The sequence below is a fragment of the Aminobacter sp. LjRoot7 genome (genome assembly GCF_964252895.1).
GTDB classification, from domain to species: Bacteria; Pseudomonadota; Alphaproteobacteria; order Rhizobiales; family Rhizobiaceae; genus Aminobacter; species Aminobacter aminovorans_B.
Window position 1 is genome coordinate 75,973 of sequence record NZ_CAXUPX020000006.1, and the last position, 14,717, is coordinate 90,689.

Annotated in this window: 14 protein-coding genes; 11 read left to right on the forward strand and 3 right to left on the reverse strand. The window is 65.3% G+C overall.

The annotated features are described in order from the left end of the window. Window positions 1–14: 14 nt before the first annotated feature. A complete protein-coding gene (locus ACSQ3E_RS17665) occupies window positions 15–647 on the reverse strand; it encodes an arylesterase (protein ID WP_436123702.1) in 633 nt (210 codons plus the stop codon). Between the two features lie 64 nt (window positions 648–711). Here ACSQ3E_RS17665 and ACSQ3E_RS17670 point away from each other — a divergent pair, with 64 nt between their 5' ends. The 4 genes from ACSQ3E_RS17670 to ACSQ3E_RS17685 all read left to right on the forward strand — a co-directional run bounded on the left by ACSQ3E_RS17670 (window position 712) and on the right by ACSQ3E_RS17685 (window position 5,621). Beyond that, window positions 712–1,419 (forward strand): ABC transporter ATP-binding protein, encoded by a 708-nt coding sequence (locus ACSQ3E_RS17670; protein ID WP_436123703.1) that lies wholly within the window; start codon window positions 712–714, stop codon window positions 1,417–1,419. A 6-nt stretch (window positions 1,420–1,425) separates the two neighbouring features. Continuing rightward, window positions 1,426–3,969 (forward strand): ABC transporter permease, encoded by a 2,544-nt coding sequence (locus tag ACSQ3E_RS17675; protein WP_436123704.1) that lies wholly within the window; start codon window positions 1,426–1,428, stop codon window positions 3,967–3,969. A 195-nt stretch (window positions 3,970–4,164) separates the two neighbouring features. Further along, complete coding sequence (locus ACSQ3E_RS17680) at window positions 4,165–4,944, forward strand: Bax inhibitor-1/YccA family protein (protein ID WP_067965922.1); 780 nt, start codon at window positions 4,165–4,167, stop codon at window positions 4,942–4,944. Window positions 4,945–5,045: 101 nt separating this feature from the next. Next, a complete protein-coding gene (locus tag ACSQ3E_RS17685) occupies window positions 5,046–5,621 on the forward strand; it encodes an N-acetyltransferase family protein (RefSeq protein WP_436123705.1) in 576 nt (191 codons plus the stop codon). A gap of 4 nt (window positions 5,622–5,625) precedes the next feature. On the opposite strand, the gene ACSQ3E_RS17690 is transcribed toward ACSQ3E_RS17685, so the two are convergent. Continuing rightward, the gene (locus ACSQ3E_RS17690; protein WP_436123706.1) at window positions 5,626–6,264 is read right to left on the reverse strand and encodes a protein-L-isoaspartate(D-aspartate) O-methyltransferase; all 639 of its coding nucleotides are present in this window, start codon (window positions 6,262–6,264) and stop codon (window positions 5,626–5,628) included. A 557-nt stretch (window positions 6,265–6,821) separates the two neighbouring features. Between ACSQ3E_RS17690 and amaB the strand changes: the two genes are divergently transcribed. Beyond that, window positions 6,822–8,336: an L-piperidine-6-carboxylate dehydrogenase gene (gene amaB, locus ACSQ3E_RS17695; RefSeq protein WP_436123707.1), complete on the forward strand. Its 1,515-nt coding sequence runs from the start codon at window positions 6,822–6,824 to the stop codon at window positions 8,334–8,336. Between the two features lie 101 nt (window positions 8,337–8,437). On the opposite strand, the gene ACSQ3E_RS17700 is transcribed toward amaB, so the two are convergent. After that, entirely contained in the window at window positions 8,438–9,382 is a 945-nt protein-coding gene (locus ACSQ3E_RS17700) for a thioesterase family protein (protein ID WP_436123708.1), read from the reverse strand. Window positions 9,383–9,566: 184 nt separating this feature from the next. Here ACSQ3E_RS17700 and ACSQ3E_RS17705 point away from each other — a divergent pair, with 184 nt between their 5' ends. From ACSQ3E_RS17705 to ACSQ3E_RS17730, 6 genes are all read left to right on the forward strand, one after another. Next, window positions 9,567–9,944 (forward strand): hypothetical protein, encoded by a 378-nt coding sequence (locus tag ACSQ3E_RS17705; protein ID WP_436123709.1) that lies wholly within the window; start codon window positions 9,567–9,569, stop codon window positions 9,942–9,944. A gap of 94 nt (window positions 9,945–10,038) precedes the next feature. Next, window positions 10,039–10,569: a copper chaperone PCu(A)C gene (locus ACSQ3E_RS17710; protein ID WP_436123710.1), complete on the forward strand. Its 531-nt coding sequence runs from the start codon at window positions 10,039–10,041 to the stop codon at window positions 10,567–10,569. 4 nt (window positions 10,570–10,573) lie between these two features. Next, on the forward strand, window positions 10,574–12,232 hold the full coding sequence (locus ACSQ3E_RS17715; RefSeq protein WP_436123711.1) for a copper resistance CopC/CopD family protein: 1,659 nt from the start codon (window positions 10,574–10,576) through the stop codon (window positions 12,230–12,232). Between the two features lie 75 nt (window positions 12,233–12,307). Continuing rightward, on the forward strand, window positions 12,308–13,213 hold the full coding sequence (locus ACSQ3E_RS17720) for an NAD-dependent epimerase/dehydratase family protein (RefSeq protein WP_436123712.1): 906 nt from the start codon (window positions 12,308–12,310) through the stop codon (window positions 13,211–13,213). A 27-nt stretch (window positions 13,214–13,240) separates the two neighbouring features. Next, window positions 13,241–13,684, forward strand: coding sequence for a nuclear transport factor 2 family protein (locus ACSQ3E_RS17725; protein WP_436123713.1), 444 nt, complete (start codon window positions 13,241–13,243; stop codon window positions 13,682–13,684). A 164-nt stretch (window positions 13,685–13,848) separates the two neighbouring features. Continuing rightward, the gene (locus ACSQ3E_RS17730) at window positions 13,849–14,712 is read left to right on the forward strand and encodes an SDR family NAD(P)-dependent oxidoreductase (protein ID WP_436123714.1); all 864 of its coding nucleotides are present in this window, start codon (window positions 13,849–13,851) and stop codon (window positions 14,710–14,712) included. Window positions 14,713–14,717: the final 5 nt, after the last annotated feature.

Genomic DNA, 14,717 nt, shown 5'->3' on the forward strand with positions numbered 1-14,717 from the left:
ATGCATGACGTCGTTCATTTGCCGGCGATGGCCTTTTCGACTGTCGGCAGTGCCTTTGCGACCATGCGGTCTATACCCTCTGCTGTTGGGTGCATGCCGTCCTCCAGAAGCAGCTTCGGATCGCCGGCGACGCCGTCGAGGAAGAAGGGGTAGAGCGTCACACCGTATTTTTCGGCCAGCTTCGGATAGATCGTGCCGAACTGTTCGCCATAGGCGTGACCGAGATTTGGTGCGGCGACCATGCCGGCCAGCAGCACTGGAATTTTGCGCTCCTTGAGCCGGGCAAGCATCTTGTCGAGGTTCTGCTCGACGAGTGCTGGGTCGATGCCGCGCAGCATGTCGTTGGCGCCGAGTTCGAGTATGACCAGCTGCGTTCCGTCTGGCACGGACCAGTCGAGCCGGGAAAGGCCGCCGCTTGACGTGTCGCCGGAGACGCCGGCGTTGGTAATCACGACATCGTGACCATTGTTGCGTAGCGCCTTTTCAAGCTTTTCGGGAAAGCTTTCGCCGGGATTGAGGCCATATCCGGCCATCAGGCTGTCGCCGAAGCCGACGATCTTGAGTGGTTCGGCCCAAACCGGGGCAGTGGTCGTGAAAAAGGCAAGAGAAGCGGCAAGGAATGCGAACGTCAGATGTTTCAATGCCATGTCTCAAAACCCATATGACGGAAAAATTCGTGCCTCTTACATTTTCATATAGGACAGATTTGCCGTGACAGAAGCAGTCATCGAACTGAGAGACGTGTCGCTGACGCTTGGGACGGGGGCTTCATCAGTGCATGTGCTGAAGGGCGTGAGCCTCGATGTCGCCGCCGGCGAGGCGACCGGCATCGTCGGCCCCTCGGGTTCGGGCAAGTCGACGCTGCTGATGGTTCTGGCCGGGCTGGAGCGTGTCGATGGCGGCACGGTCAAGATCGCCGGCGAACTGCTCAACGGCCGCAGCGAGGACCAGATCGCGGCGTTTCGCGGCCGCAACATCGGCATCGTCTTCCAGTCATTCCACCTGATCCCCAACATGACGGCGCTGGAAAACGTCGCCGTTCCGCTCGAACTGGCCGGCAAGCGCGACGCCTTCGCCATCGCCGAGCGCGAGCTGGCGGCCGTCGGCCTTGCCGATCGTGTAACGCATTACCCGGGCGAGCTTTCGGGCGGCGAACAGCAGCGCGTGGCGATCGCCCGCGCCCTGGCGCCGGAGCCGCGCATCCTCATCGCCGACGAGCCGACCGGCAATCTCGATCAGGCTACGGGCCGGCAGATCGCCGACCTCCTGTTTGCCAAGGCGGCCGAACGGGCCATGACGCTGGTGCTGGTAACGCACGATCCAGCACTCGCCGCGCGCTGCGACCGGCAGGTGGCGATGCGTTCGGGGCGGATCGAGACTGCTGCCGTCGCGCCGCTTGCCGAAAAGGTCAGGGCATAAGCACAGATGCTGAAGGACCTGCCTCTCGCCTTCCGCTTTGCCTCGCGCGAAATGCGCGGCGGCCTGCGCGGCTTCCTGATCTTCCTGACCTGCATCGCGCTTGGCGTTGCCGCAATCGGCGGCGTGAATTCGGTGGCACGGGCGATTACCGCCGGCGTTGCCAGCGAAGGCCAGGCGCTGCTCGGTGGCGACATCCGCTTCCAGCTGATCCAGCGTGAGGCAACTGACAAGGAAAAGACCTTCCTCGAAAGTGTGGGCACCGTCTCGCATAATGCCGGCATGCGCTCGATGGCGCGGCTGGAGGACGGCTCCGACCAGTCGCTGGTCGAGGCCAAGGCGGTCGACGACGCCTATCCGCTCTATGGCCAGCTGGTGACGGAGCCGGCGCTGCCGCGCGCCGAACTCTTCGCCGAGCGTTCGGGTGTTTTTGGCGCTGCCGCACCGGACCTGTTGTTCGAACGCCTCAATCTCAAGCTGGGCGACCGCATCAAGCTCGGCAGCACGACCTTCGAACTCCGGGCAAAGCTCGTCACCGAACCCGACGCGGTCTCCGACGGTTTCGGTTTTGCGCCGCGTCTGCTGGTGTCGATGGAGGGGTTAAGCGCCTCCGGGCTGATCCAGCCCGGCAGCCTTGTCGAGCATGCCTACAAGGTGCGCATGCCGGTCGGCGCCAGCGAAGCCGAGGTGGCGGCCGTGCGCGAGCGCGCGAGTGCCGAGTTCCCCGAGGCCGGCTGGAGCGTGCGGACAAGGTCCAATGCTGCGCCTGCGCTGTCGGCCAACATCGAGCGCTTCACACAATTCCTGACGCTGGTCGGCCTGACCTCGCTGGTGGTCGGCGGCGTTGGCGTGGCAAATGCCGTCCGCGCCTATCTCGACGGCAAGCGTGGCGTGATTGCCACCTTCAAGAGCCTGGGCGCCTCGGGTGGATTCGTGCTGACGGTCTATCTCATCCAGATCCTGCTCATCGCGGGGCTCGGCATCGCCATCGGCCTGGTGCTTGGCGCGCTGATGCCGTTTGCCGCGAGTGCCGCACTGCAGTCGGTCATCCCGGTGCCGGCCGAAGCCGGCGTCTACCCGGCAGCTCTTGCCATGGCAGCATTGTTCGGCGTGCTGGTGACGCTCGCCTTCGCCATCCTGCCGCTCGGCCGCGCCCGTGACGTGCCGGCCACCGCCCTGTTCCGCGAAATGGGCTTCGAGGGCCGGGGCCTGCCGCGGTTGGTCTACATCGCAACTGCATTGGGTATCGCCGCCATACTCGCGGCACTGGCCATCTGGTTTGCCGGCGACCGCCGCATTGCCACCATCTTCGTCGGCGCGACCATCTTTTCGTTCCTGGTGCTGCGCGCCGTGGCCGTCGCCGTGCAGTGGCTGGCGCGCAGGAGCCCGCGCGTGCGCTCGACGGCGCTCAGGCTCGCTGTCGGCAACATCCACCGCCCCGGCGCCCTGACGCCGTCGGTCGTGCTGTCGCTTGGTCTCGGGCTGACACTTCTGGTGACGCTTGCGCTGATCGACGGCAATTTGCGCCGCCAGATCGCCGGCAGCCTGCCGGAGCGGGCGCCGAACTTCTTCTTCGTCGACATCCAACCTGACCAGGTCGACAGCTTTGCCAAGCTGGTCGAGGCCGAGGCACCTGGTGGCAAGCTGGTGCGGGTGCCGATGCTGCGCGGCCGCGTCATGGCGCTCAACGGCACCGACGTGCAGAAGCTCAACGTGCCGCCGGAAGGTGCGTGGGTGCTGCGCGGCGACCGCGGCCTGACCTATGCCAAGAACCTGCCGGAGAATTCGACGCTGTCGCAAGGCACCTGGTGGCCGGCCGACTATGCGGGCGAGCCGCTGGTGTCGTTCTCGGCGCAGGAAGCGGGCGAGCTTGGCCTCAAGCTCGGCGACATGGTGACGGTCAACGTGTTGGGCCGCAACGTGACGGCCAAAATCTCCAATTTCCGCGAAGTGCAGTGGGAATCGATGGGCATCAACTTTGTCATGGTGTTCTCGCCCAACACCTTCGCTGGCGCGCCGCACAGCTGGCTGGCGACTTTGACCGAAGACAAGGCAGTACCCGCCGACGAGGCCAAGATCCTGAACGCGGTGACGCGCAGCTATCCGGCGATTACCACCGTGCGGGTCAAGGACGCGCTCGACGTCGTCAACCGGCTCGTTGCCCAGCTCGGCACCGCGATCCGGGCTGCTGCCGGCGTGGCACTGATCGCTTCGGTGCTGGTGCTGGCCGGTGCGCTTGCCGCCGGCAACCGCGCCCGGGTCCACGATGCGGTCATCCTGAAGACGCTGGGCGCGACGCGGCGAACGCTGATATCGGCGTTTTCGCTCGAATACATGCTGATCGGCCTCGCCACCGCCGTCTTCGCGCTCGCCGCCGGCGGGGTCGCGGCCTGGTTCGTCGTTGCACGAATCATGACGCTGCCGTCGTCCTTCCTGCCCGAGGTGGCGGTGGCGACGATCGTCTTCGCCCTGGTGCTGACTGTCGGCTTCGGCCTCATCGGCACCTGGCGGGTGCTTGGCCACAAGGCGGCGCCAGTGCTGCGAAGCGAATGACGAAATGCCGTTGCGTGGGCTGGACTTCAACGACATTTGTATGAGATTGTGCGCTCACAGCCGGTTTCAAGGCGTTACAGGCCTTGTTTAGGCCTGAAAGAAACATCATATTTCGGCGGAGGCATGCTGGAGTCCCGCCAGCGGCGCCTGGGTCTCGGCCTGACACCCGACGGGGCAGAAGCAACAGAGGAAACCATGTCCGACTTTAGAAATTACCAGACGCGCATGGCGACGGCAGGCAGCCGTACCGACGCGTCGATCGACGAAGGCCTGCGCGCCTACATGCTCAAGGTTTACAACCTTATGGCGCTCGGCCTGGTCATCACCGGTCTTGCAGCGCTGGGCACCATGATGCTGGCGACCACCAACGATCCGGCCACCGCCGTCGCCACGATGGGCAACGGCAAGATGCTCACCAGCCTCGGCGTCGCGCTCTATGGTTCGCCGCTGAAGTGGGTCGTCATGCTGGCGCCGCTCGGCATGGTGTTTTTCCTGAGCGCCCGCATCCAGTCGATGAGCGTCTCCGGCGCGCAGACCGCGTTCTGGGTCTTCGCCGGCCTGATGGGCCTGTCGCTGTCGTCGATCTTCCTGGTCTACACCAGCGCGAGCATCGTCCAGACCTTCTTCATCACGGCGACCGCCTTTGGCGCGCTGTCGCTGGTTGGTTACACGACCAAGCGTGACCTGACCGCCATGGGCACCTTCCTGACCATGGGCGTGATCGGCCTGCTGATCGCGATGGTGGTCAATATCTTCCTGCAGTCGCCGGCCCTGCAGTTCGCCATCTCGGCGATCGGCGTGCTGGTGTTCGCTGGCCTGACCGCCTACGACACGCAGAAGATCAAGGAGATGTATTTCGACGGTGACGACGTGCTCGTTTCCGGCCGCAAGGCGATCATGGGCGCGCTCACGCTCTATCTCGACTTCATCAACCTGTTCTCGTTCCTGCTGTCGTTCCTCGGCAACCGCGAATAATCGGCTGGACCATCAGACTTTCGAAGGGCGGCCAATGGCCGCCCTTTTCATTTGTGCCGGGCTTTGCTCTAATGGAGGCAGAAAAATGGACTGCCTAAAAAATGAGCATGACGATACGGCACGCGCTGCCTGACGACCTCGACCGGATCACCGGGATCTATGCCGACGCGGTGCTCAACGGCACCGCGAGTTACGAGCTTGAGCCGCCGTCGCGTGCCGAGATGGGCCAGCGCTACGACAGCCTGACGGATGCGGGCTATCCCTATCTCGTCGCCGAGCGCGACGGCGTCATCCTCGGTTACGCCTATGCCGGTCCGTTCCGGGCGCGGCCGGCCTATCGTTTCATCGTCGAGGATTCGATCTATGTCGCGCCCGAGGCCAAGGGGTCGGGCATCGGCAAGGCGCTGATGCAGGCGCTGATCGACGAATCGACGGTGCTCGGCTTCCGCCAGATCATCGCCGTCATCGGTGACGGCCATGCCGACAGTGCCTCGGTAAAGCTGCATGAAAAGCTCGGCTTCCACCACACCGGCCGCATGGAGGGCTCGGGCTACAAGCATGGCCGCTGGCTCGACACCGTGTTCATGCAGCTGGCGCTGAACGGTGGGGCGACGCTGCCGCCGGATCCGGGCTCGATGCCCGAGCGGCGTTTCGTGGCCAGGGGCGGCAAGGGCTGAGCCGTCAGCCCGTCCCGCCAAGAAGCGGCACGAAGCGCACGGCCACCAGTGTCTTCTGCGCGTAGTCGGCCTTGCCTGTTCGCACGATCTTGACCAGCTGCTGGTCGCCAAATGGGCCGAGCGGCATGATCAGCCTGCCGCCGATCGCCAGCTGTTCCCTCCAGGCCGGCGGCACGGTTCGCGACCCCGCCGCTGACAGGATCGCGTCGAATGGCGCCTCGGCCTCGTAGCCTGCCGAGCCGTCGCCTGAGATGATTTGGACATTCGCATGGCCGAGCTTGTTCAGCCGCGCCCTGGCGCTGTCGGCCAGCGAGGCGATGCGCTCGATGGTGATGACGCGACCGGCAAGTCTGGCCATGACGGCAGCCGCATAGCCCGAGCCCGTGCCGATCTCCAGCACCTTGTGGCCACGCTCGAGTTCCGCCGCCCAGGCCATCAGTGCCACGATGTAGGGCTGGGAGATCGTCTGGTCGTGGGCGATGGGCAGGGCAGTATCGTCATAGGCACGGTCGCGGAGGGCAGCGGGCACGAATTTCTCGCGCGGCACAGCTTGCATGGCTTCCAGCACCGCCAGCTCGGTCAATCCGCGCCGGGCGATCTGGTAGTCCACCATCCTGAGGCGCGCTGCCCGATAGTCGGTCATGGCCTTCCTGCCGTCGCCCTTTAACCGGCGCGGTTGCGCAAGGTTCCCTTGTCAGGGCAGCTTACGCAGCGTCCGCCTGATGCTGCAGCGCGTTGCTTCTTGTTGCATTGCACAAAACGCAAAGCTCCTATGCAATATCAACACTTTAAATCGATACGCACCGGAGCTAGATATGGGTCATCGAATTTGTCGGGCCTACCTCCTCCCAGGTTTCCGACGAATAGGTCAGCGCCTACCTCCTCCCAGACGCTGGCCACAAATACGACACCCGCCGGACCTCCTCCCCCGGCGGGTGTTGTTTTTTCAGCTCCCCCCACATCGATGTCTGCTTCGCCGCGCGCCGTGCGTGCCGATGGACCACGCAGGGCCAAATCGCCGGACAGCACGTCCGCCGCGATCAGCGATGTGGCGTTGAGGTGGCCGATCAGGCTATAGCCATTGCCAAGCGTCTCGCGGCCAAGACCGTGGAGAAACGAAACAATGCGCCCCCGGCCAGCGATGCGAACACGCGCGCAAAAAAGCCTGGAGCGGGTGAGGAACGAGGAAAGGAATTCAACATGAATGTGACCAGCGAAACCGCCGCTCTTCTGGAACGGCTCGGCGTAGCGACGGCTGCCTTCAGCGGCGGCGACCTGATCGTGCGCAGCCCGGTGACGGGTGACCAAATCGGCGCGCTGAAGTCGATCTCGACTGACGAAGCCGGTGCCGTCATCGCGCGCGCCGATGCGGCCTTCAAGGCCTGGCGCAACGTGCCGGCGCCGAAGCGCGGTGAGCTTGTCCGCCTGCTCGGCGAGGAGCTGCGTGCCGCCAAGGCCGACCTCGGCCGTCTGGTGTCGATCGAGGTCGGCAAGATCCCGTCTGAGGGCCTCGGTGAAGTCCAGGAAATGATCGACATCTGCGACTTCGCCGTCGGCCTGTCGCGCCAGCTCTATGGCCTGACGATTGCCACCGAACGCCCCGGCCATCGCATGATGGAAACCTGGCACCCGCTTGGCGTCGTCGGCGTCATCTCGGCCTTCAACTTCCCCGTCGCGGTGTGGTCGTGGAATGCGGCACTCGCCTTTGTCTGCGGCAACTCGGTGGTCTGGAAGCCGTCGGAGAAGACGCCGCTGACGGCACTCGCCTGCCAGGCGATCTTCGAGCGTGCCGCCAAGCGCTTCGGTGCGGATGCGCCCGAAAACCTGTCGCAGCTTTTGATCGGCGACCGCGCCATCGGCGAAGTGCTTGTCGATCACCCCAAGGTGCCGCTGGTCTCGGCCACCGGCTCGACCCGCATGGGCCGTGATGTCGGTCCGCGCCTAGCCAAACGCTTCGCCCGCGCCATCCTCGAGCTCGGCGGCAACAATGCCGGCATCGTTTGCCCGTCAGCCAATCTCGACATGGCGCTGCGCGCCATCGCCTTCGGCGCCATGGGCACCGCCGGCCAGCGCTGCACCACCATGCGCCGCCTGTTCGTCCATGACAGCGTCTATGACCAGCTCGTGCCGCGGCTGAAGAAGGCCTATCAGAGCGTCTCGGTCGGCAGCCCCTTGGAGAGCGCAGCACTTGTCGGTCCGCTGATCGACAAGGCCGCCTTCGACGGCATGCAGAAGGCACTCAAGCACGCGGCCGAAAGCGGCGGCGAAATCACCGGCGGCGCCCGCGTCGACCAGGGTTTTGATGGCGCTTATTACGTCAAGCCAGCACTTGTCGAGATGCCGGGCCAGGTCGGCCCGGTGCTGGAAGAGACCTTCGCGCCGATCCTCTATGTCATGAAGTATTCCGACTTCGACCAGGTGCTCGAGCTGCACAATGCGGTTGGTGCCGGCCTGTCGTCGTCGATCTTCACGCTTGACCTGCAGGAGGCCGAGCGCTTCTTGTCGGTCGAGGGCTCGGACTGCGGCATCGCCAATGTCAACATCGGCACCTCGGGCGCCGAGATCGGCGGCGCGTTCGGCGGCGAGAAGGAGACCGGCGGCGGCCGCGAAAGTGGCTCCGACGCCTGGCGCGCCTACATGCGCCGCGCCACCAACACGGTGAACTACTCCAAGGCGCTGCCCCTCGCCCAGGGCGTCAGCTTCGACATCGACTGAGCAGCACTACATCGGCTGCGGCGACGGCATCAGCCACGCCGCAGCCACCACGTGACTTCAAGCGCCGTCCGCACAAGCGGGCGGCGTTTTCGTTTGGGGGCTCAGAGTGCGAGATTGGGAACGATCCAGGCAGCTAACTCCGCCTGCGCCGCGGGCGCGATCGGGATCAGCTTGCGCGTCTCCAGGTCGAAGCAGATGGCGACCACCTCCATGGAGCCGACGGGTTTTCCAGAGAACGGGTCGAGCATCCAGTTGACGATGTTCATGGTGCGGCCGTCGCCGCAAGCGAGGCCGGAGCGCACTTCCCAGCAGTCGCCGCTTCCGGGCAGGTCATCGAGCCTGATCAGGAATTCGAGTGCGGCGGCGCCGAAATGTGGTCCGGCCCGGTCGCTGTGACTGGCGCAAAGCTCGCGCAGCGGCGTGATGATGTTGCGGACGCTGTCGGCCATGGCACCGACAAAGGCATGCGGCAGAAACTTGCCCCAGGGATCGCAGGCCTGGTGCGGTACCGCGCCCTGGCCGAGCAGATGCAGCCCAAGCTGTTCAGCCCGCGCGCCTGACGCGGACGTTGTCGCGGGAAGATCGCCGACGCCGCGCGGCAGCGCCAATCTCGGCGTATCCACGAGTTCCGTAGCGACACGGTGAGCGAATGCCTCAGGCCATGGCCGCTTGCCGCCATCCGCCGTGGCGACATGGCCGAGCCCTAGGCGAAAGGTCGCGGCGCAGTCGTTCGAAGCGCTGTCGAACATCATGGCGACGATCTCGGCCGTGCCGTCGCCGATGGCGCTGAAGCCGGCCGAGATGTGCATCGATGTCCCGGCGCGCGCCTCGCGCAGGAAGCGGATGTGCATCGTCCTGATGGCCAGCGTCGTTGCGGATGTGGGCGCGAACAGGCGGGGCAGGCCGGCCTGGCCGAACAGCATGGCGATGGCCTCCATGCAGCGCGCCACATAGAAGCGCGTGTTCATGTGGCCCATCTCGTCGCATTCCCAGGTGGCGACGCCGCCGCGCCAGACGTCGCGCAGACCCGAAATGCCAGCCGTCATGCGCTTCCTCCCCCATGCTCGACGTCAAGTCGTAGCGGCGATGGCGACGAGAGCCATCGTCCGATGCGACGATGGCGGGCAGGCGAGACGGGCGCCGGATCAAAGAATTTGTCGCAGCGTGGTCTATTTTCGCTTTCGGGCCATCGATGCTATCAGTGGCCACCAGAAGAAAAGGTCGCAACATTTGGTCGGATTTCGCCGCAAAGGATTTGGGTTCGGGGTCGCGCTTGTCGCGGCGCTGATGCTTGTCCTGCAGACGGTGGCCGGTGCCGTGGCGCTGGGCCAGGGCACGCCGCCGCTCGACATCTTCGGCAATCCGCTCTGCATCACCTCGGCAAGCGGCCACACGGCACCTGCCAAGAGCGAACATCCTGCCTTGACCGAGTGCTGCACGCTTGGCTGCAACATGGTCTCGGTGGTTGTAGTGACGCCGCCCGATGGCACGGGCCTGCTGCTCGGACGCCAGTTCGAGACCAGCATCGTCTTCATGGCGCTCAGGCCCGACGCGTCGATCGCGCCGGAGCACGACCCCGGAAATCCGCGCGCGCCGCCACTGGTCTGACACGGCCCGCCGCATCGCGGCGGCTGGACGAAATTGCCCGTTTCAACAGACCCTGCGCCGCATGTGCTGGCGCCCGCTACTCCTGGAGTTTTCCATGACCCGTTCCGTTCGCGCCTTTTCGCGTCCGCTTTTCCGCAGCTTTGAGGAACGCATCGGCATCGCCGTCTTCGCGTTGCTGCTGCTGTTCGCCTCGACCCACCAGCTGCTCGCCCACGGCTTCAAGGCCGGCGATATCGAGATCGGCCATCCCTGGTCGCGCGCGACGCCGGCCGGCGCCAAAGTCGCTGCCGGCTACCTGACCTTGAAGAACAATGGCAGCCAGGCCGATCGCCTGGTCTCGATCCAGTCTGACGTTTCCGAAAAGGCCGAGATCCATGAAATGGCCGTCGACGCCAAGGGCGTCATGACCATGCGCCAGGTCACCGGCGGCGTCGAAATCCCGGCCGGCGGCGAGGTCGCGCTCAAGCCGGGCGCCTACCACATCATGTTCATCGGCCTGAAGGCGCCGGTCAAGGAAGGCGACAAGTTCTCGGGCACGCTGACCTTCGAAAAGGCAGGCCCCGTCACTGTCGAGTTCCAGGCCGACAAGATGGGCGGCCAGAGCCAGGATCATTCGGGTCACTGACACCATGGGCGCGCGCTTTCTTTCCCTGACCGGGGCCCTGATCGGGAGCCGCATGGCCGGCGATGGCGCGCGCCTGCTCGTTTTTCTGTGCGGCTTCGTCCTTGCTGTCGGCACCTTTCTGGGTGGGACGTCTGCTGCGAGCGCCCATGCCTCGCTGCTGCGTTCGACACCGGTCGAGGATGCGGTCGTGCAGGCAGCACCTGAAGAGATCGTGCTCGGCTTCAGCGAGACGGTGACGTCGCTCGTTCTCGATCTTCGGGCTCCTGACGGCACATCGTCGCGCCTGGCCGCCAAGGCTGTCGGCGCCGATCTGACGATCGCCTGGCCGCGTAACGAGACCGTCGGCACCTACCTGCTTTCCTGGCGCGTCGTCTCTGCCGACGGCCACCCCGTTGCCGGCGTACTGACATTTTCCCTCGGCAGTCCTAGCGCCACCCCTCCCGCTACGCCCGAGTTGAACGACAAGGCGCTGCGCCTCGCCATCTGGGGCGTCAAGCTGGTGCTCTATCTCGGCCTGTTCCTTGGTGTCGGCGGCGCTTTGGCGCTCGCCTGGCTTATGCCGGGCAAGCATTTCGGCGTCGGTGCCATCGGTGCGCTGCTTGCTGCGGGTCTCGTCGCAGCACCTGTCTCATTCGGTCTGCAAGGCCTCGACGCGCTCGGCGCGCCGCTCGCTTTGTTCGGCCAGGGGATGGCCTGGCAGGCCGCGGCCGCGACCAGCTATGCCTTCACGGCGGCGATCGCATTCATCGCTTTGTCGCTGGCGCTGCTGGCATTCGCCAGCGATGCCAGCTTGGCCCGTTGGCTGTCGCTCGCCGGTCTTGTCGGCGTCGGTATTGCTTTGGCCGCCAGCGGCCATGCCAGTGCGGCTGCGCCGCAATGGCTGACCCGGCCGATGGTGTTTGTCCATGGCACTGCCATTACCTTCTGGGCCGGTGCGTTGCTGCCGCTGGCCTTTGCCTGGCGCGAGGGTGGCGAGAGTGCCGAGCTTGCGCTGCAGCGGTTTTCTGCCGTCATTCCGTATGTCGTCGCGGCGCTGGTTGCTGCCGGCCTCGTGCTGACGGTCGTTCAGGTCGAAGCGTTGCCTGCGCTCTGGCACACCAGCTATGGCTTGCTCCTGTCGGCAAAGCTCGTGCTGGCGGCGCTTCTGTTTGGGCTCGCCAGCGTCAACCGCTGGCGGCTGACGAAGCCTGTTCTTGCCGAGCAGGCCGGCGCGCAGCGCTGGCTGGTGCGCAACATCGTGGTGGAAACACTGCTGATGGTGGCGATCCTGGGCCTCGTCGCCGGCTTCCGCTTCACACCGCCGCCGCGCGTGGTGGCTATCGAGGTGGCCGAGCCTGCCGCGATCCATATCCACACGGCTGAGGCCATGGCCGACTTCGCGATAACCCCCGGCCATGCTGGCAATGTCCGCGCTTCGATCATGATCATGACCGGTGATTTCGGCCCGCTCGATGCGCGCGGCGTGACGCTAAGACTAAGCCAGCCCGGATCCGCTGAAATCGAGGCGAAGGCCTACAAGCCCGGCGACGGCACCTGGCGCATCGACAGCCTCGACCTGCCGGCTTCAGGCACGTGGACCGTCGCCATCGATGTCGACATCTTGGAGGGGCAGGCCGTGACCCTGAACGGCGAGGTCGCCATTCGTCCGGCCATGGGCTGGTAGTCGATACGGACGATGCCGCCCCTGTAACGCCGCCTATCGTCCGCGCATCTTTTGCAGATGCCCGGGAGTGCGCGCATGAAAATCCTCATCATTGGCGGAACGGGCATGATCGGCGGCCACACCGCCGCCTACCTCAAGGCCCAAGGCAACGAGGTGGTGCTCGCGGCACGCAAACCGGCGCCCGAAACGACGCCGATGGCCGGCTATCCGACCATCTATGGCGACTACACCAAGGGCGATTTCTCGGCCGCCGACCTCGCGCCCTTCGACGGCATCCTGTTTGCCGCCGGCAACGACATCCGCCACCTGCCCAAGGGCGTCGACGAGAACGAGTTCTGGACCAAGATGCAGATCGAGGGCGTTCCGACCTTCGTCGAACTGGCGCGCAAGGCCGGCGTGCGCCGCGTCGTCCATATCGGCAGCTACTATCACCAGGTCATGCCCGATCTCGTCGCGACCAACGCCTATGTGCGTGGCCGCAGCCTGGCCGACGAAGGCGTGCGGTCGCTCGCGACCGACGACTTCAACATCTCGACGCTCAACCCGCCGTCGATCGTCGGTTATGTCCAGGGCCTGCCGACCAAGCGTTACGAGACGCTGATGGCCTATGCGCGCGGCGAGACTGCGATGCCCATCTTCGCGCCGCCCGGCGGCACCAACTACATGTCGGTGCAGTCGCTGGCGGAGGCCATCTGGGGCGCGTTCCAGCGCGCCGAGAGTGGCAAGGCCTATCTGGTGGGCGACGAGAACCTGACCTTCCGGCAGTATTTCCAGTCGCTGTTCGACGCCGTCAGCAACCCGCACCGGGTCGAGGAACGCAACGAGGAGCATCCGCTGTTGCCTGACATGTTCATCGTGCCCGGCCGTGGCAATATTCTTGCCTATGAGCCCGATGCTGAGGAGACCAAGCTGCTCGGCTACCGCCGCAACGACGTGCAGCGGGCGCTTCGCGAGGTCTTCGCGCAGGTTTCTGGCAAGTAGCACAACGCTTTGCCCTGGGAAGAAGTCATGGCGGACAATCAGGCGGATCTGCTGATGGAAGTGGCGCTGCGGCGGGTGTCGGAGCGCTACGCCTATGCCGTCGACACCGGCGATGGCGACCTGCTCGCGGCGCAGTTCACGGCTGACGGTGTCGTCATCGCGCCGCGTGGGACTTTTGAAGGTCTCGTCCAGCTGCGCGGCATTCCTGACATGGTCGCCAGCCGCTATCTCAAGACCTTCCATGCTGTTCTCAACCAGGCGGTCAGGCCGGTCGAGGGCGGCGCCGTAGGCGAGACCTACTGCATCGCGCGCCACTATTTCCGCGATCCGGCCGGCCGCTACCTCTGCTACGAGATGACCATCCGCTACCAGGACCGCTTTGTTCGCACCCCTGACGGCTGGCGCCTTTCGCGCCGCGAGCTGGTGGTCGTCGGCACTCACACATACGAAGCGCAGGACGCGGCGAGCTAGCGTTGATTCAGGTGAGGCCGACCTGCAAATGGCGGCCTTCTGCGCTTCCGGTGGTCACGGACTGAATGTCCGCTCCGCTCCGGTTCTCGAAGCCCACCATTTTCGGCTCGGCCTGACCTGAATCCGGATCGAGCCAAGCATAGACTCAGACTGCGGAGGACAACATGCCCGACGAAATCTCCATCCTTGGCCTTGCCGGAAAAGTGGCGCTGGTGACAGGCGGCGGCGCCGGTATCGGTCGCGCCACGGCTGAACTCTACGCGCGGGCCGGCATGAAGGTCGCGGTCGCCGAGATCGACCCGGTTCGGGCGGCTTCGGTGCGCGAGGCGTTGGGGGCCGACCACCTCGTCGTCGAGGCCGACGTGCGCAAGGCGGGTGACGTCGCACGCCTGATCGAGGCGGTGCGCGGCCGCTTCGGCCGGCTCGACGTGGTGGTCAACAATGTCGGCGACTATCTCGGCTTCAAGACGCCTTTCGAGCAATCGACCGAGGACGAGTGGAACGCGCTCTACCACGTCAACCTGCTGCACATGTTCCATGTCAGCAAGGCGGCGATCCCGCTGATGCGGGCAAGCGGGCAGGGCGGCAGCATCATCAACGTCTCGACCATCGAGGCCTTCCGCGGCATCCCGATGACTGTTGTCTATTCGGCGTTCAAGGCGGCGGTCACCGGCTTTACCCAGAGCCTTGCCGTCGAGCTCGGCCAGCACGGCATCCGGGTCAACGCCATTGCGCCGGAGACCACCAATTCGGCGCAGATCGTGGCAACGCCGCGCGTGCCGAAGGAGAACCTCGAACACCTCAAGCGCTGGTTTCCGATCGGCCGCTTCGGCGAGGGTTCAGATTCGGCGGGTGCGGCGCTGTTCCTTGCGTCGGACACCCTGTCAGGCTGGGTTTCGGGCTCGACGATCCTTGTCGATGGCGGCGCGCTCGCAGCCGGTGCCTGGATGCGCATGACCAACGACGCCTGGACGCACCTGCCGGTCATCCAGTCCGATGGCTACACGCCCCGGCCGGAAGCGCGCTGAGACCT